The organism is Ectopseudomonas oleovorans (genome assembly GCF_029845265.1).
GTDB classification, from domain to species: domain Bacteria; phylum Pseudomonadota; class Gammaproteobacteria; order Pseudomonadales; family Pseudomonadaceae; genus Aquipseudomonas; species Aquipseudomonas oleovorans.
Genome location: NZ_JAOCLK010000010.1, coordinates 106,688 through 122,280 on the forward strand (window position 1 = coordinate 106,688; position 15,593 = coordinate 122,280).

A 15,593-nucleotide genomic window follows, 5' to 3' on the forward strand; every position below is an offset into this window, starting at 1 on the left:
AGAAAAGTGAGCGCATCTTACCGATGCAGGCGCCACGCTTCAAAGAGCGCAGCCTCCAGCGCCGGAGATTATTTGCAAAAAAGGTGCATCGACTATTCGCACTTGGCGATAAAAACACGTATGGTGTCCCCACTGTGCTGCATGTGTCACCGCGAATCGCTACTTGATGCCTAGATCTCGATCCAAACATCGTCCGACTCCTAGTACTCGTTGCACTCAGTCCCGGCCTGGGCTTTTCCAGGGCTGCTATTACTTTTGTTAGGAGACATCACATGTCCAATCGTCAGACTGGCACCGTTAAGTGGTTCAACGATGAGAAAGGCTACGGCTTCATCACCCCGCAATCCGGTGACGACCTCTTCGTACACTTCAAAGCCATTCAGAGCGATGGTTTCAAGAGCCTGAAAGAAGGCCAGCAAGTGACTTTCGTGGCCACCCGTGGTCAGAAAGGCATGCAGGCTGAGGAAGTTCAGGTTGTCTAACCTGAGCTGACCTGCTTGAAAAGAGCCCCGCCTAGTGCGGGGCTTTTTTATGGGTGTTTGCACGCCCTGTAGGAGCGGATTTATCCGCGATTCGCGGCTGAAGCGGAATGCCGCCCAGCCGCTCCTACAAAAGCAGGAAAGGCTGCCAAAGCAGCTTTTCGTAGGAGCCCCGCCCCGGGGCGAAGCTTTTCAAATGTGCGCCGCTCTGATTCGCGGCGGGGCGCCGCTCCTACAAATTCGATACTCCGACGCTTGAACTAAGTCGGGTGGTAGAGCTGCGCAGGATGCCCACGTCGCAGGGCAATTGGAAAGCCAAGCCAGAACCGAGTCGCCTGCATTGCCCTCTCCCGCCCTTCGGGCACCCTCTCCCATAAATGGGAGAGGGTCATCAGAAAGCCGCTGCGCGGCTGCTTTTAGTCCTCGCTGATCTCGATGCTGGGCATGGCCGGTTTGCCAGCCAGAGCGATACGTGCGCCGACCTTGCGCGCCAGGTCCTGGTAGATCATGGCGATCTGGCTTTCTGGATCGGCAACGGTGGTGGGCTTGCCGTCATCGGCCTGCATGCGAATCGCCATCGACAGCGGCAGGGAGGCCAGCAGCTCGACGCCATATTGCGCAGCCAGCTTCTCGCCGCCGCCCTCGCCAAACAGGTGTTCGGCATGGCCGCAGTTGGAGCAGATGTGCACGGCCATGTTTTCCACCACGCCCAACACCGGGATGTGCACCTTGCGGAACATCTCCACGCCTTTCTTGGCATCGAGCAGCGCCAGGTCCTGCGGCGTAGTGACGATCACGCTGCCAGCCACCGGCACCTTCTGCGCCAGGGTCAGCTGGATATCGCCGGTGCCCGGCGGCATGTCCACCACCAGATAATCGAGGTCGTTCCAGGCGGTCTGGGTGATCAACTGCAGCAAAGCGCCACTGACCATCGGCCCGCGCCAGACCATCGGCGTGTTGTCGTCGGTGAGAAAGGCCATGGACATCACCTGCACACCATGGGCCTCGAGCGGCACGAACCATTTCTGATCCCTGACCTGCGGCCGCGTGCCCTCGGCGATGCCGAACATGATGCCCTGACTAGGACCGTAGATATCGGCATCGAGAATACCCACCCGCGCGCCTTCACGGGCCAGCGCAAGCGCCAGGTTGGCTGCGGTGGTGGATTTGCCCACTCCGCCCTTGCCCGAGGCCACGGCGATCACGTTCTTCACCCCGGCCAGTGCCGGCACCTGGGCCTGGCCCTGGTGCGAGTCGATCACGCAATCGACCTTTACCTGCGCACTGTCGACACCATCGAGGTTCTCCAGCGCCATCTGCAGCATCTGCGCCCAACCGTTTTTGAACAAACCGGCGGCGTAGCCCAGTTCCAGACGTACGGTGACGCGCGCGCCCTGGATGTCGACCTCGCGCAGGCAACCGGCGCTGACCGGGTCCTGATCGAGATGGGGGTCGGTGAACTGACGCAGACAGGCTTCGACCGCTTCGCGGGTGACGGCACTCATGCATGGACTCCAGAAGGCAGCGGAAAAACAGGCCAGCATCATAGCAGCAGCATCGAACCATGCGCGGTACATCGACCACGCTTGCCGGGTGCAGGTGGCTTGCAACTGTCCACTGCTTTATAGTTGCCGACTCCCTTTGTTTTACCAGTGCAGCCGATCACCATGAGCGAAGCCCGCAAGATTCTCGTTACCAGCGCCCTCCCCTATGCCAACGGCTCCATCCACCTCGGCCATATGCTCGAGTACGTGCAGACCGACATGTGGGTGCGCTACCAGAAACTGCGCGGCAATCAGGCGATCTACGTCTGCGCCGACGACGCCCACGGTTCGGCGATCATGTTGCGCGCCGAGAAAGAAGGCATCACGCCCGAGCAGCTCATTGCCAACGTGCAGGCCGAGCACACCGCCGACTTCGCCGACTTCCTGGTGGACTTCGACAACTACCACTCCACCCACTCGCAGGAAAACCGCGAGCTGTCCGCGTCCATTTACCTGGCGCTGCGCGACAAGGGCCATATCGCCACTCGCGCGGTGACCCAGTACTTCGATCCCGAGAAGGGCATGTTCCTCGCCGACCGCTTCATCAAGGGCACCTGCCCGAAATGCGGCACCGAGGACCAGTACGGCGACAACTGTGAGAAATGCGGTGCCACCTATTCGCCAACCGAGTTGAAGAACCCGCGCTCGGCCATCTCCGGCGCGGTACCGGTGCTCAAGGCGTCGCAACACTTCTTCTTCAAGCTGCCGGACTTCGAAGCCATGCTCAAGCAGTGGACGCGCTCCGGCGCGCTGCAGGAAGCGGTGGCCAACAAGATCGCCGAGTGGCTCGATGGCGGCCTGCAGGAGTGGGACATCTCCCGCGACGCCCCCTACTTCGGCTTCGAGATTCCGGACGAGCCGGGCAAGTACTTCTACGTCTGGCTGGACGCGCCGATCGGCTACATGGCCAGCTTCAAGAACCTCTGCAGCAAACGCCCGGAACTGGACTTCGACGCGTTCTGGGGCAAGGACTCGACCGCCGAGCTGTATCACTTCATCGGCAAGGACATCGTCAACTTCCACGCCCTGTTCTGGCCGGCCATGCTCGAAGGCGCCGGCTACCGTAAGCCCACCGCGGTCAACGTGCACGGCTACCTGACGGTCAACGGCCAGAAAATGTCCAAGTCGCGCGGCACCTTCATCAAGGCGCGCACCTATCTGGACCACCTGAACCCGGAATACCTGCGCTACTACTACGCCTCCAAGCTGAGCCGTGGCGTGGACGACCTCGATCTGAACCTCGAGGACTTCGTGCAGAAGGTCAACTCGGACCTGGTCGGCAAAGTAGTGAATATCGCCAGCCGCTGCGCGGGCTTCATCCACAAGGGCAACGATGGCCTGCTGGTCGCCGCCAACCCGGAGCCGGAGCTGTGGGACGCCTTCCAGGCCGCCGCACCGAGCATTGCCGAGGCCTATGAAGCGCGCGACTTCTCCCGCGCCATGCGCGAGATCATGGCGCTGGCCGACCGCGCCAACGCCTGGATCGCCGACAAGGCGCCCTGGGCACTGAACAAGGTCGAAGGCAAGCAGGCCGAAGTGCAGGAAATCTGCGCGCTGGGCATCAACCTGTTCCGCCAGTTGGTGATCATGCTCAAGCCCGTGCTGCCGAAGCTGGCCGCCGATGCCGAAGCCTTCCTCAATGTGAAGCCACAAACCTGGGCCGATCTCTCGCTGCCGCTGGCCAACCACCAGCTGAACCCGTTCAACCCGCTGCTGACCCGCATCGAGCCGGCGAAGATCGACGCCATGGTCGAAGCCTCCAAGGAAGACCTGGCCGCCGAAGCGTCCAAGCCACAGGGCAATGGCGAACTGGCCAAGGACCCGCTGGCCGCTGAGATCAACTTCGACGCCTTTGCCGCCGTCGACCTGCGTATCGCCCTGATCGAGAAGTGCGAGTTCGTCGAAGGCGCCGACAAGCTGCTGCGCCTGTCGCTGGACATCGGTGACGAGAAGCGCAACGTGTTCTCCGGCATCAAGTCCGCCTACCCGGACCCGAGCAAGCTGGAAGGCCGCCTTACCCTGTACGTCGCCAACCTGGCACCGCGCAAGATGAAGTTCGGCATCAGTGAGGGCATGGTACTGGCGGCCGGCCCCGGTGGTGAGGAAATCTACCTGCTCAGCCCGGACAGCGGCGCCAAGCCTGGCCAGCGCGTCAAGTAAGCACCAGCTAGGCTTATAGGCGTCGAACAAGCCGGCCAATGCCGGCTTGTTTGCATCTACGCGCTTCCCGATAATAGGCGCCCTTTTCCTATGGCCTTTGCGCACTCGACGGCAACCCGATGACCGAACTCGTCCTGATCATGGTCAGCGCCATCCTGGTCAATAACTTCGTGCTGGTGCAGTTCCTCGGCCTGTGCCCGTTCATGGGCGTGTCGAAGAAGATCGAAACCGCCATCGGCCTGTCCCTGGCGACTACCTTCGTGCTGACCCTGGCCGCCATGTGCAGCTACCTGGTGCAGCAGTACGTGCTCAAGCCGCTGGATCTGGAATTTCTGCGCACCATCAGCTTCATCCTGGTGATCGCCGTAGTGGTGCAGTTCACCGAGATGGTGGTGAACAAGACCAGCCCGCTGCTCTATCGCGTGCTGGGCATTTTCCTGCCGCTGATCACCACCAACTGCATCGTCCTCGGCGTTGCCCTGCTCAATGCCAACAAGGCCGAGTTCACCTTCATCACCGCTACCGCCAATGGTTTCGCTGCCGGCCTGGGCTTCTCCCTGGTGCTGGTGCTGTTCGCCGCCATGCGTGAACGCATCGCCATCGCCGACGTACCGAAATCCTTCCAGGGCGCGGCCATCGGCATGATCACCGCGGGCCTGATGTCGCTGGCGTTCATGGGCTTTACCGGGTTGATCAAGCTATGAGCCTGGTGCTGGTCGCCGTCTTCGCCCTGCTTGCTCTGTGCCTGATCGCCGGTGCCATCCTTGGTTTTGCCGCCGTGCGCTTCAAGGTCGAGGGTGACCCCATTGCCGAACAGATCAACGCCCTGCTGCCGCAAACCCAGTGCGGCCAGTGCGGCTACCCCGGCTGCAAGCCCTACGCCGAGGCCATCGCCGGCGGCGACAAGATCAACAAGTGCCCGCCTGGTGGCGAGGCGACCATCCAGGCGCTGGCCGATCTGCTCGACGTCGAAGCAGAACCACTGGACGCGGTGGAAGGCGAGAAGCCGCAGATGGTCGCCTTCATCCGTGAAGCCGAATGCATTGGCTGCACCAAGTGCATTCAGGCCTGCCCGGTGGATGCCATCGTAGGCGCGGCGCGGCAGATGCACACGGTGATCGCCAGCGAATGCACCGGCTGCGACCTGTGCGTCGAGCCCTGCCCAGTGGACTGCATCGACATGATCGAAGTCGGTAGCACCGTACAGAGCTGGAAATGGGACAAGCCGCTGGCGCCCGGCCAGTTGATCGCCAGTGACCGGGAGCAGGCGGCATGAGCGCGCAGGAAAAGATCTGGGATATCCCCGGCGGCATCCACCCGGCCGAGCGCAAGGAGCTGTCCAACCGCACGCCGATCCAGCAGGCTCCGTTGCCCAAACGCCTGGTGTTGCCGCTAGGCCAGCATATCGGTACGGTCGCCGAGCCTTGCGTGGTCGTCGGCCAACGAGTGCGCAAGGGCGAAAAGATTGCCGAAGCCAACGGCGTGGTCAGCGTACCGCTGCATGCGCCGACGTCCGGCACTGTCGTCTTCATCGGTGAACAGCCCTACCCACACGCCTCCGGCATACTGGCGCCGGCCATCGTCATTGACAGCGACGGCCTAGACGAGTGGATCGAACTGGCGCCACATCCTGACTACCGCAGCCTGGAGCCCGGCGAACTGCTGACGCTGATCCGCGAGGCCGGCATCAGCGGCCTGGGCGGCGCCGGTTTTCCCACCGCGGTGAAGATCACTGCGCGGCCGGCGCAAAAGATCCACACGCTGATCATCAATGGCACCGAGTGCGAGCCCTATATCACCGCCGATGACCTACTGATGCGTGAGCGCGCCGGCGAACTGGTTTCCGGCATCGATATCCTGGTGCAGCTGATCCAGCCCGATCAGGTGCTGATCGGCATCGAGGACAACAAGCCCGAGGCCATCGCCGCGGTGCGCGACGCCTGCAGCGAGCGCAGCTACCAGGTGCGGGTGTTTCCCACCAAGTACCCCTCCGGCGGCGAGAAACAACTGATCCAGATTCTCACCGGTGTCGAGGTGCCCTCGGGCGGGCTGCCGGCCGATATCGGCATTCTCTGCCAGAACGTCGGCACTTGCGTGACCATCCACGACGCGGTGGTACACGGCAAGCCGCTGATCTCGCGCATCACCACCCTGACTGGCGAGGCGCTGACGCGCCCGGGTAACGTCGAGGCGCTGCTCGGCACGCCGGTGGGCGAGCTGCTGGAGTTCGCCGGGCTGGACACCAGCAAACTCAATCGCCTGATCATGGGCGGGCCGATGATGGGCTTCACCCTGCTCAGCCTCGACGTACCGCTGATCAAGACCAGCAACTGCCTGCTGGCCAGCACCGCTGCCGAGCTGCCGCCGCCACCGCCGGCCATGCCCTGCATCCGCTGCGGCGAATGCGCCGAGGCCTGTCCGGCCAGCCTGTTGCCGCAACAACTGCACTTCTTCGCCCTGGGCCAGGAGCACGAGCAGCTCAAGGCGCACAACTTGTTCGACTGCATCGAGTGCGGCGCCTGCGCCTACGTCTGTCCATCCAGTATCCCGCTGGTGCAGTACTACCGCGCGGCCAAGGCGGAAATTCGCGAGCTGGAACAGAAACAGCTCAAGGCCGAGCACTCCAAACAGCGCTTCGAGCAGCGCCAGGAACGCCTGCGCCGCGCCGAGGAACAGAAGGAAGCCGAGCGCAAGGCCCGCGCCGAGAAGGCCGCCCGCGCCAAGGCGGCACAAGCCGAAGCGCCCCCTGCTGCGGCAGCCGCACCGGCCGACGAAACGCTGAAGAAACTCAAGATCGAAGCCAGCATGGCCCAGGTCGCGCTGAAAAAGGCGGAAAAACAGCTGGCCGCCCACGATACGCCCGAACTGCAGGCGCAGGTCAGCGAGCTGCGCGCCGCTGCCAAAGCCGCACAGCAGGCACTGGCAGACGCCCAGACCGCAGCACCTGCGCCGACGCCGGCGCCGGCTCCCAAGCCGACCGGTGACGAAGTGCTGAAGAAAGCCAAGATCGAAGCCGCCATGCTCAAGGCCCAGCTGCGCAAGCTGGAAAAGATCGAGAACCCGGACGACGAGCAGCAGGCCGAAATCACCCGCGTTCGCCAGCAACTGGAAGCAGCCGAGAAAGCCCTTGCCGACCTGGAGAAGCAGGCGCCCGCCCCCGCTGCCAAACCCGCCGGTGACGACGCCTTGAAAAAGGCCAAGGTCGAGCTGGCGATGAAACGCGCCGAACTGAAGAAGGCCGAGAAGGCCGGCGCTGACGAAGCCGCACTGCAGCCGCTGCGCGATGCCCTGACCGCCGCCGAGCAAGCCCTGCATGCCGCCGAGGCGGCCTCGGGCAAGCCGGCGCCGGAGCTGGTACGCACCGAACGCCCCGGCGTGGACGAAAAATTCAAGGCGCTGAAGACCGAGGCGGCCTTCGCCCGCGCCGACCTGCGCAAGCTGGAGCGTGACGAGAGCGCCGCTGGCGAGGCGCTGGAACAGGCACGCACACGCCTGACCGAAGCGGAGCGCAAGCTGAACGAATATCAACCCTGACAACCGGCCCGGATTGCATTCGGGCTGCTGCACCGTTCTGTAGGAGCCAGCTTGCTGGCGATCATGGCCAAAAGCATCGCCGGCAAGCCGGCTCCTACAGTCCTTGGCATCGCATGCAGCCTGGATAACATCGGGGGAATCGACACACCACTGCGCTCAATACGAACGCAGCAACAAAACCACCGGAGCGCCGATGGCCCTGCCCCGCATCACATCGCCCCACGCCAAGGGCAGCAACCGTACCCAGCAGGTCATGCTGCAGGTGCTGCTGGCCACCGTGCCGGGCATCCTCGCACTGACCTGGCTGTTCGGCGCCGGCACCCTGTTCAACCTGCTCTGGGCCAGCCTCTGCGCGCTGGGCTTCGAAGCTGCTCTGCTGGCGGCACGCAAACGTCCGATCGCGTTCTTCCTCAAGGACTACAGCGCCCTGGTCACCGCCGTGCTGCTGGCCCTGGCTCTACCACCCTACTCGCCCTGGTGGCTGACTCTGATCGCCTGTGGCTTCGCCATCGGCTTCGGCAAGCAGCTCTATGGTGGACTCGGGCAGAACCCGTTCAATCCGGCCATGGTCGGCTACGTGGTGGTACTGATCTCCTTCCCGGTGGAGATGACCAGTTGGCCGGCCCCGCATGGCGTCGCCGCGCTGGACGGTCTCAAGCACATACTGGGCATCGCCAGCCTGCCTGATGGCTGGGCCCAGGCCACCGCGCTGGATGCCCTGAAGGTGAACAAGAGCCTGACCATCGACGAGCTGCGCGCCAGCAATGCAGCCTTCGGTCACTTCGGCGGCGCCGGCAGCGAAGCAGTCAACCTGGCCTTCCTCGCTGGCGGCCTGTACCTGCTGCACAAGCGCCTGATCACCTGGCACGCGCCGCTGGGCATGCTCGCCGCGCTGTTCGTCATGAGCCTGCTGTTCTGGAACGGCAGCGGCTCGGATTCCAACGGTTCGCCGCTGTTCCACCTGCTGACCGGCGCCACCATGCTCGGCGCCTTCTTCATCGTCACCGACCCGGTTTCCGGCGCTACCAGCAATCGCGGGCGTCTGGTGTTCGGCATCGGCGTCGGCGTGCTGGTCTACGTGATCCGTACCTGGGGCGGCTACCCGGACGCGGTAGCCTTCGCCGTGCTGCTGATGAACCTGGCGGCGCCGACCATCGATTACTACACCCGGCCGCGCAGCTACGGCCATCGCAAGCCCAACAGCGGCTTCAAGCTGGGAGAATGAGCATGCTGCCGGAAATCAGCCGCTCAATGCTGAAGAACGCCCTGGTGCTGGGCCTGTTCGCCATTGGCACCGTTGGCAGCGTGGCCCTGCTGCAACAGGGCACCGCCACTCGTATCGCCGCCGCCGAGCGCGAAGCACAAGTGCGCGCCCTGGCCGAGATCCTGCCGGCCGGCAGCTACGACAACCACCTGCTGGACAACCGCATCGAGCTCAACGCTCCCGAACTGGGCCACCGCAGCCCGCAGTCGGCCTACCTGGCACTGAAGGGCGGTCAGCCCAGCGCGCTGATCCTGCCGGTGACCGCGCCGGACGGCTACAGCGGTGCCATTCACCTGCTGGTGGGCATCTTCGCCGATGGCCGCCTGGCTGGCGTGCGTGTGCTCGGCCATAAGGAAACACCGGGGCTGGGTGACAAGATCGAGCCGGCCAAGAGCGACTGGATACGCAGCTTCGAGGGCAAGTCCCTGAGCAACCCTGGCGAGGACGGCTGGGCGGTGAAGAAGGATCGTGGCGACTTCGACCAGTTCGCCGGCGCCACCATCACCCCGCGCGCCGTGGTCAAGGCCGTGCACGGTACCCTGCGCTACTTCGACAAGCACCGCGCCCAATTGCTGGGCCTGGCGGAGGACGAGCAATGACCAGCTATCGCGACATCACCCTCAACGGCCTGTGGAAGAACAACCCGGCGCTGGTGCAGCTGCTCGGCCTTTGCCCGCTGCTGGGGGTGAGCAACTCCACGGTCAATGCCCTCGGCCTGGCCCTGGCCAGCGCAGTGGTGCTAGTGTGCTCCAACACCGCGGTGTCGCTGGTGCGCGGCGTGGTCAATACCGCCGTGCGCCTGCCGGCCTTCGTCATGATCATCGCCGCGCTGACCACCTGCATCGAGCTGCTGATGCAGGCCTATACCTACGAGCTGTACCAGATCCTCGGCATCTTCATCCCGTTGATCACCACCAACTGCGTGATCCTCGGCCGCGCCGACGGCTTCGCCGCCAAGCACGACCCGGCCCGCGCCGCCTATGACGGTCTGATGATGGGCCTAGGCTTCGGCATGGTGCTGGTGTTGATCGGCGCCATTCGCGAGCTGCTCGGCACCGGCGCTCTGTTCGCCAACATGCACCTGTTGTTTGGGCCGATTGCCGCCGAGTGGAAACTTACCCTGGTGCAGGATTACAAGGGCTTTCTGCTGGCCATTCTGCCGCCGGGCGCCTTCATCGTGCTGGGCCTGCTGATCGCCGGTAAGAACCGCATCGATCAGATTGCAGCCGAGCGGGCCAAGGCCGCCGCGCCCGAGCTACCCGCCCAAAGCCGCCGCGTTCGCGTTACCGGAGTCATCGAATGAATGCTGCCAAGCGCCAGGAAATCTTCCGCCGCCTGCACGAAGACAACCCCGAGCCGAAAACCGAGCTGGCCTACAGCACGCCCTTCGAGCTGCTGGTAGCGGTGACGCTCTCGGCCCAGGCCACCGACGTCAGCGTCAACAAGGCCACGGCCAAGCTGTTCCCGGTGGCCAATACGCCGGAGGCCATCTACGCCCTCGGCGTCGAGGGTTTGTCCGAATACATCAAGACCATCGGCCTGTACAACAGCAAGGCGAAGAACGTCATCGAGGCGTGCCGCATCCTCATAGAGAAGCACGGCAGTCAGGTGCCGGACAACCGCGAGGACCTCGAAGCCCTGCCCGGTGTCGGCCGCAAGACCGCCAACGTGGTGCTCAATACCGCGTTTCGCCAACTGGCCATGGCCGTGGACACGCATATTTTTCGCGTCAGCAACCGCACCGGCATCGCACCGGGTAAGAACGTGGTCGAGGTGGAGAAGAAGCTGCTCAAGTTCGTGCCCAAGGATTATCTGCTCGACGCCCATCACTGGCTGATCCTGCACGGGCGCTACGTCTGTACCGCACGCAAACCGCGCTGTGGCGCCTGCCGCATCGAAGATCTGTGCGAGTACAAGGCGAAAACTTCTGACGATTGATCGACCATAGAATCTGGCGATCCTCTGATTGAAAAAATCTTTTTTACCCGCTCATTTTTTGCCGCTATAAGGTGCGCCATTGGCCCCAGTAAATGGCCTGGAGTGGAAGAAATGAGCACAGACAAAGAAGACCTCGAGCTGGACGAAGACTTTGTCGCGGACGATGCAGACGATGCCGAGCCTGCGGTGGAAGTCGCCAAGACCAACCTGACCAAGCGCCGCATCATCGATAACTTCCTCGAAGAGCGCCGCCTGCACAAACAGCTGGCCGAATACGACTTCGATATCTGAGAGCCGCTGCCTTCTACAAGAGCCCCGCAAGCCGGGGCTTTTGTTTGAGCGTCGAAATTGGCAGACCTGAAACGACGAACCCCAGCACAAGGCCGGGGTTCGTTGGCAGGCTGAAGCGGTCGATCAGACCAGCTTGCGGCCCTTGCCGGCAGCGATGCGCATGCGCAGGGCGTTGAGCTTGATGAAGCCCGCCGCGTCCTGCTGGTTGTAAGCGCCGCCATCTTCCTCGAAGGTCGCGATGTTGGCGTCGAACAGCGAATCGTCGGACTTGCGGCCGGTGACGATAACGTTGCCCTTGTACAGCTTCAGGCGTACCACACCGTTCACGTTGGCCTGGGAGGCGTCGATCATCTGCTGCAGCATCAGACGCTCCGGGCTCCACCAGAAACCGTTGTAGATCAGGCTGGCGTACTTGGGCATCAGCTCGTCTTTCAGGTGCGCCACTTCGCGATCGAGGGTGATCGACTCGATGGCGCGGTGAGCCTTGAGCATGATGGTGCCGCCGGGGGTCTCGTAGCAGCCACGGGACTTCATGCCGACGAAACGGTTCTCGACGATGTCCAGACGGCCGATGCCGTTCTCGCCGCCGATGCGGTTCAGCTCAGCCAGCACGGTGGCCGGGCTCAGTTCCTTGCCGTCGATGGCGACGATGTCGCCGGCGCGGTAGGTCAGCTCGATATAAGTCGGTGCGTCCGGCGCTGCCTCAGGGGAGACAGTCCATTTCCACATGTCTTCTTCGTGCTCGGTCCAGGTGTCTTCCAGCACGCCACCTTCATAGGAGATGTGCAGCAGGTTGGCATCCATGGAGTACGGCGACTTCTTCTTGCCGTGGCGCTCGATCGGGATGGCGTGCTTCTCGGCGTAGTCCATCAGCTTCTCGCGCGACAGCAGGTCCCACTCGCGCCACGGGGCGATGACTTTCACACCCGGCTTCAGCGCATAGGCGCCCAGCTCGAAACGCACCTGGTCGTTGCCCTTGCCGGTAGCACCGTGGGAGATGGCGTCGGCACCGGTCTCGTTGGCGATTTCGATCAGGCGCTTGGCGATCAGCGGGCGGGCGATGGAAGTACCCAGCAGATACTCGCCTTCGTAGACGGTGTTGGCGCGGAACATCGGATAGACGAAATCGCGGACGAACTCTTCGCGCAGGTCGTCGATGTAGATTTCCTTGACGCCCATCGCCTGAGCCTTGGCGCGGGCCGGCTCGACCTCTTCGCCCTGACCGAGGTCGGCGGTGAAGGTCACCACTTCACAGTTATAGGTATCTTGCAGCCACTTGAGGATCACCGAGGTGTCCAGGCCACCGGAATAGGCCAGAACTACCTTTTTGACGTCCGCCATGCCATCACTCCACGGGTTGTACGGTAAAACCAGTGATTCTACTGGCCCTGCGGGCCAATTTACAGGGGCGCGACAGCTTGTGACGACGAAGCGACGGCGAGAATCAGCGTTTTTTGCTCAGGAGGGGGTGCTTCCGACCGGATCGACCGGGGTGCTCGGTGGAGCAGTCTGCGGTTCGCTCTGTACCGGGACTTCCGGCGCGGGTACGCGATCCAGGCGCAGGGTCGCGCGACGGTTCTTGGCGCGATTGGCTTCGTTGTTGTTTGGCACCAGCGGGTAACGCTCGCCATGAAAGCGCATGGTGATCTGCTCGACCGGTACGCCACCGGCCACCAGATACTCCTGCACGGCCAGCGCACGACGGCGTGACAGGTCGCGATTGGTCAGACGATTGCCGCTGTTGTCGGCGTGACCATCGATCTGGAAGCTGTTGATGCTCGGGTCGGCCTTGACGAAGTCGAGGATGATGTCGAGCTTGGCCTTGGCCATCGGATCGAGATCGATGCCGCCACCGGGAAAACCGATCTGCGCCTGGCGAATCTGATCGAAATTGACCGGTAGCAACTTGGCGATACAGGCCTGGTAATCGTCATAGGCCTTGTGAAACTTCACCGGCAGCAAACGTACTTCCAGGTTGTCGCCACCATTGAGGGTGCGATGACGCACCAGCGGGCTGCGCCCTTCGAGCAGACCGGTGAGCAGCCGCGAACCCTGCTCCTGCGAGCTGTTGAACGGCACCTCGCCATTACCGACGCTGACCACACCGAGATTGATATCGCCGCGCCCCGGCTGCCAGGGCGCCGCCGCCGCCAGCAAGGTCGCCGAACCCGCGCCCATCCAGCGCTCACGGGCCTTGAGACGGAAGGTGACCTGTTCACCCGCGCGGCGTACGAACTCGCCGCTGCCGAAATTGCTGATCGGCTGACTCAGGCGGCACTCGAACTGATCGCCCTCGACCGTCCACTCCACTTTCTCCAGCCGCGTCTGGAAGCTGATGGCATGCGCCGGCAGGCACAAGGGCATGCCAGCCAGCAGGCTGATCAGAAGGAAATTGGGCGCACGCACGGTCGACTCCACGGCGGTTCACGGCATTCCCAAGGGGTATCGGTCAGGCGCGCGGAAACTTGACCCCGACGTGCGATTGTCGCGTCGGCGCGAGCGCGAACAGGCGCTTTTCAGTTAACATGCGGCCACGTTTTACCCGCCTGGAAGCCTCCATGTCCGACCGCCTGACTCTCCTGCGTCCCGATGACTGGCACATTCACCTGCGCGATGGCGCAGTGCTGCCACATACCGTCGGCGATGCCGCGCGCACTTTCGGCCGCGCCATCATCATGCCCAACCTGGTTCCGCCGGTACGCAACGCCGCCGAAGCCGACGCCTATCGCCAGCGCATTCTCGCGGCGCGCCCGGCCGGCAGCCGCTTCGAGCCACTGATGGTGCTCTATCTCACCGACAACACCAGCCCCGAGGACGTGCGTGCGGCCAAGGCCAGCGGTTTCGTGCATGCCGCCAAGCTCTATCCGGCCGGCGCCACCACCAATTCCGACTCGGGCGTGACCAGCATCGACAAGATCTTCCCGGCGCTGGAAGTCATGGCCGAAGTCGGCATGCTGCTGCTGGTGCATGGCGAAGTGACCCGCGCCGAGATCGACGTGTTCGACCGCGAGAAAGCCTTCATCGACGAGCACCTGACCCGTGTGGTCGAACGCTTCCCGACGCTCAAGGTGGTGTTCGAGCACATCACCACCCGTGACGCGGTGCAGTTCGTCGAGGCCGCTTCGGCCAACGTCGGCGCCACCATCACCGCGCACCACCTGCTGTACAACCGCAACCACATGCTGGTTGGTGGCATTCGCCCGCACTTCTATTGCCTGCCGATCCTCAAGCGCAACGTGCATCAGGAAGCCCTGCTCGACGCGGCCACCAGCGGCAACGCCAAGTTCTTCCTCGGCACCGACTCGGCGCCGCACGTCAAGCATGCCAAGGAAGCCGCCTGCGGCTGCGCCGGCTGCTACACCGCCTTTGCGGCCATCGAGCTGTATGCCGAAGCTTTCGAACAGCGCGGCGCGCTGGACAAGCTGGAAGCCTTCGCCAGCTTCCATGGCCCTGACTTCTACGGCATGCCACGTAACAGCGACAGCATCACCCTGGTGCGCGAGGAATGGACCGTACCGGCCACCCTGCCGCTGGGCGACAACAGCGTGGTGCCGCTGCGCGCCGGCGAAACCCTGCGCTGGAAATTGCTGGAGGCTCAGGCGTGAGCGAAGACAACTACGACGACGAACTCGAACCCAGCCTGCCGTCCGGTCCGCGCACGCCCATGGCGGCGCGCTTTCGCGGTTATCTGCCGGTTGTGGTGGATGTAGAGACCGGCGGTTTCAACTGCGCCACCGATGCCCTGCTGGAAATCGCCGCGACCACCATCGCCATGGACGAAAGCGGCTTTCTCTACCCGGATCACACCCACTTCTTCCGCATCGAACCCTTCGCAGGCGCCAACATCGAACAAGCCGCGCTGGAGTTCACCGGCATCAAGCTCGACCACCCGCTGCGCATGGCGGTGAGCGAAGAGCATGCCCTGGGCGAAATTTTCAAGGGCCTGCGCAAGTCGATCAAATCAGCTGGCTGCAAGCGCGCGATTCTGGTCGGCCATAACAGCAGCTTCGACCTCGGTTTCCTCAATGCCGCGGTGGCCCGTTGCGGCATCAAGCGCAACCCCTTCCACCCGTTCTCCAGCTTCGATACCGCGACCCTCGCCGGTCTCGCTTATGGCCAGACCGTGCTGGCCAAGGCCTGCCAGACGGCCGGTATCGAGTTCGACGGCAAGGAAGCGCACTCGGCACGCTACGACACCGAGAAGACCGCCGAGCTGTTCTGCGGCATCGTCAATCGCTGGAAGGAAATGGGTGGTTGGGACGAATTCGATCAGTGAGCCTCTGCGCGGCGATCGAACCCCATGAAAAAACCGGCGTCCGCCTAATGCCAGTCAGTTAAGCCGTTGCACTCGATCTTTGTAGGAGCCGGCTTGCCGGCGATCCG

General features: G+C 63.3%; 15 protein-coding genes. 12 read left to right on the forward strand and 3 right to left on the reverse strand.

The features are described from left to right. Window positions 1–272 precede the first annotated feature (272 nt). Complete coding sequence (locus N5J71_RS07685) at window positions 273–482, forward strand: cold-shock protein (protein ID WP_004423761.1); 210 nt, start codon at window positions 273–275, stop codon at window positions 480–482. A 413-nt stretch (window positions 483–895) separates the two neighbouring features. Here the strand turns inward: N5J71_RS07685 and apbC are convergent, their stop codons facing one another. Beyond that, window positions 896–1,984, reverse strand: a complete 1,089-nt coding sequence (apbC, locus tag N5J71_RS07690) for an iron-sulfur cluster carrier protein ApbC (protein WP_279916626.1) — start codon at window positions 1,982–1,984, stop codon at window positions 896–898. A 162-nt stretch (window positions 1,985–2,146) separates the two neighbouring features. On the opposite strand from apbC, the gene metG reads away from it, so the two are divergent. From metG to N5J71_RS07735, 9 genes are all read left to right on the forward strand, one after another. Continuing rightward, a complete protein-coding gene (gene metG, locus N5J71_RS07695) occupies window positions 2,147–4,183 on the forward strand; it encodes a methionine--tRNA ligase (protein ID WP_279916627.1) in 2,037 nt (678 codons plus the stop codon). A gap of 119 nt (window positions 4,184–4,302) precedes the next feature. After that, the gene (gene rsxA, locus N5J71_RS07700) at window positions 4,303–4,887 is read left to right on the forward strand and encodes an electron transport complex subunit RsxA (protein WP_004423752.1); all 585 of its coding nucleotides are present in this window, start codon (window positions 4,303–4,305) and stop codon (window positions 4,885–4,887) included. Further along, window positions 4,884–5,459: an electron transport complex subunit RsxB gene (rsxB, locus tag N5J71_RS07705; protein ID WP_004423749.1), complete on the forward strand. Its 576-nt coding sequence runs from the start codon at window positions 4,884–4,886 to the stop codon at window positions 5,457–5,459. The genes rsxA and rsxB overlap by 4 nt, the downstream gene beginning before the upstream one ends. Continuing rightward, complete coding sequence (gene rsxC, locus N5J71_RS07710) at window positions 5,456–7,717, forward strand: electron transport complex subunit RsxC (RefSeq protein ID WP_279916628.1); 2,262 nt, start codon at window positions 5,456–5,458, stop codon at window positions 7,715–7,717. The genes rsxB and rsxC overlap by 4 nt, the downstream gene beginning before the upstream one ends. A gap of 193 nt (window positions 7,718–7,910) precedes the next feature. After that, window positions 7,911–8,942, forward strand: a complete 1,032-nt coding sequence (locus N5J71_RS07715) for an RnfABCDGE type electron transport complex subunit D (protein ID WP_108235146.1) — start codon at window positions 7,911–7,913, stop codon at window positions 8,940–8,942. Between the two features lie 2 nt (window positions 8,943–8,944). Further along, window positions 8,945–9,580, forward strand: a complete 636-nt coding sequence (gene rsxG / locus N5J71_RS07720; RefSeq protein ID WP_279916629.1) for an electron transport complex subunit RsxG — start codon at window positions 8,945–8,947, stop codon at window positions 9,578–9,580. Further along, window positions 9,577–10,284, forward strand: coding sequence for an electron transport complex subunit E (locus N5J71_RS07725; RefSeq protein WP_279916630.1), 708 nt, complete (start codon window positions 9,577–9,579; stop codon window positions 10,282–10,284). Before rsxG ends, N5J71_RS07725 begins: the two co-directional genes overlap by 4 nt. Then, window positions 10,281–10,919 (forward strand): endonuclease III, encoded by a 639-nt coding sequence (nth, locus tag N5J71_RS07730; protein WP_004423733.1) that lies wholly within the window; start codon window positions 10,281–10,283, stop codon window positions 10,917–10,919. Before N5J71_RS07725 ends, nth begins: the two co-directional genes overlap by 4 nt. 111 nt (window positions 10,920–11,030) lie before the next feature. After that, a complete protein-coding gene (locus N5J71_RS07735; RefSeq protein ID WP_004423730.1) occupies window positions 11,031–11,210 on the forward strand; it encodes a PA3496 family putative envelope integrity protein in 180 nt (59 codons plus the stop codon). Between the two features lie 123 nt (window positions 11,211–11,333). On the opposite strand, the gene N5J71_RS07740 is transcribed toward N5J71_RS07735, so the two are convergent. After that, the gene (locus tag N5J71_RS07740; RefSeq protein WP_075746225.1) at window positions 11,334–12,551 is read right to left on the reverse strand and encodes an argininosuccinate synthase; all 1,218 of its coding nucleotides are present in this window, start codon (window positions 12,549–12,551) and stop codon (window positions 11,334–11,336) included. A gap of 117 nt (window positions 12,552–12,668) precedes the next feature. Further along, window positions 12,669–13,616 carry a flagellar protein MotY gene (locus N5J71_RS07745; protein WP_004423721.1) on the reverse strand — a complete coding sequence of 316 codons (948 nt, stop codon included), beginning with the start codon at window positions 13,614–13,616 and terminating at the stop codon, window positions 12,669–12,671. 152 nt (window positions 13,617–13,768) lie between these two features. On the opposite strand from N5J71_RS07745, the gene pyrC reads away from it, so the two are divergent. After that, window positions 13,769–14,815 carry a dihydroorotase gene (gene pyrC, locus N5J71_RS07750; RefSeq protein WP_074859718.1) on the forward strand — a complete coding sequence of 349 codons (1,047 nt, stop codon included), beginning with the start codon at window positions 13,769–13,771 and terminating at the stop codon, window positions 14,813–14,815. Further along, a complete protein-coding gene (gene rnt / locus N5J71_RS07755) occupies window positions 14,812–15,486 on the forward strand; it encodes a ribonuclease T (RefSeq protein ID WP_004423716.1) in 675 nt (224 codons plus the stop codon). Before pyrC ends, rnt begins: the two co-directional genes overlap by 4 nt. Window positions 15,487–15,593: the final 107 nt, after the last annotated feature.

Excerpts from the sequence above, each read along its gene's own strand:
- apbC (WP_279916626.1), bottom strand. The coding sequence starts at position 1,984 with ATGAGTGCCGTCACCCGCGAAGCGGTCGAAGCCTGTCTGCGTCAGTTC.
- N5J71_RS07725 (WP_279916630.1), top strand. The coding sequence starts at position 9,577 with ATGACCAGCTATCGCGACATCACCCTCAACGGCCTGTGGAAGAACAAC.
- rsxA (WP_004423752.1), top strand. The coding sequence starts at position 4,303 with ATGACCGAACTCGTCCTGATCATGGTCAGCGCCATCCTGGTCAATAAC.
- rsxB (WP_004423749.1), top strand. The coding sequence starts at position 4,884 with ATGAGCCTGGTGCTGGTCGCCGTCTTCGCCCTGCTTGCTCTGTGCCTG.
- pyrC (WP_074859718.1), top strand. The coding sequence starts at position 13,769 with ATGTCCGACCGCCTGACTCTCCTGCGTCCCGATGACTGGCACATTCAC.
- rsxG (WP_279916629.1), top strand. The coding sequence starts at position 8,945 with ATGCTGCCGGAAATCAGCCGCTCAATGCTGAAGAACGCCCTGGTGCTG.
- metG (WP_279916627.1), top strand. The coding sequence starts at position 2,147 with ATGAGCGAAGCCCGCAAGATTCTCGTTACCAGCGCCCTCCCCTATGCC.
- N5J71_RS07715 (WP_108235146.1), top strand. The coding sequence starts at position 7,911 with ATGGCCCTGCCCCGCATCACATCGCCCCACGCCAAGGGCAGCAACCGT.
- N5J71_RS07740 (WP_075746225.1), bottom strand. The coding sequence starts at position 12,551 with ATGGCGGACGTCAAAAAGGTAGTTCTGGCCTATTCCGGTGGCCTGGAC.
- rsxC (WP_279916628.1), top strand. The coding sequence starts at position 5,456 with ATGAGCGCGCAGGAAAAGATCTGGGATATCCCCGGCGGCATCCACCCG.
- N5J71_RS07685 (WP_004423761.1), top strand. The coding sequence starts at position 273 with ATGTCCAATCGTCAGACTGGCACCGTTAAGTGGTTCAACGATGAGAAA.
- N5J71_RS07735 (WP_004423730.1), top strand. The coding sequence starts at position 11,031 with ATGAGCACAGACAAAGAAGACCTCGAGCTGGACGAAGACTTTGTCGCG.
- nth (WP_004423733.1), top strand. The coding sequence starts at position 10,281 with ATGAATGCTGCCAAGCGCCAGGAAATCTTCCGCCGCCTGCACGAAGAC.